This window comes from Vibrio sp. 10N.222.55.C6 (assembly GCF_041473395.1).
Lineage (GTDB): Bacteria > Pseudomonadota > Gammaproteobacteria > Enterobacterales > Vibrionaceae > Vibrio > Vibrio crassostreae_C.
This window is the reverse complement of record NZ_JBFRSD010000737.1, coordinates 1-725: the sequence shown is the minus strand read 5'-3', so window position 1 is coordinate 725 and position 725 is coordinate 1. Positions and strand designations below refer to the sequence as shown.

Sequence of the window (725 nt, the reverse complement as noted above, 5' to 3'; positions counted from 1 at the left end):
GGCTTGTTTGGTGGTGTTATGTTCTTGTTTTTGCGTGGCATGATGGTTTTTATTTTTAACTTGTTATTGCCTGGTTTTATTTAGAGGTAAAAAGTCCTAGCTCAGGTGCTTTTTAAGCAGTGCGGTAAGTTTCATAGAGCGACTCTGGATATATAAAAAACTATACCTTATGAGACTGTATCTAAGGTTGTCTCAAAAGCATTGACTTAGAGTTTTGATACATGCAATCCTGAAAGTGTTAAGAGGTTTGAGACAAAGGGGTAAGCATGGCACACATTGGATACATTCGAGTTAGTACAGTAGAGCAGTCCACCAGCAGACAGTTAGCAGATGTGAAACTGGATAAGGTGTTCGAGGAAAAGGTATCAGCTAAGACAGTAGACAGACCACAGCTACAGGCGTGCTTGGATTATGTCAGGGATGGTGATGTGCTGCATGTTCATAGCCTAGACCGTATCTGTCGTAGCGGTGCAGGTGATGCTGTAGGGCTGGTGGAGCAGATGAACCAGAAAGGTGTATCGGTACAGTTCCACAAGGAAGGAATGAGATTCGATGGTGTAATGAGTGCAGCGCAGAAAGGTGTACTAGGGATACTGGCAGCAGTGGCACAGATGGAAAGGGAATTGATTAAAGAGCGTCAGGCTGAGGGGATAGCAGCAGCGAAGGCAGCTGGTAAACACATAGGTAGACCGAAAGCACAGGTGACGAAAGAGGATGTGCAGAAG

Annotated in this window: 1 protein-coding gene; it reads left to right on the top strand. The window is 44.8% G+C overall.

What is annotated here, in order from left to right:
- Positions 1-266: 266 nt before the first annotated feature.
- Positions 267-725: recombinase family protein (locus AB4486_RS25905; RefSeq protein ID WP_372119605.1), on the top strand; the 459-nt coding region annotated here is incomplete at its 3' end.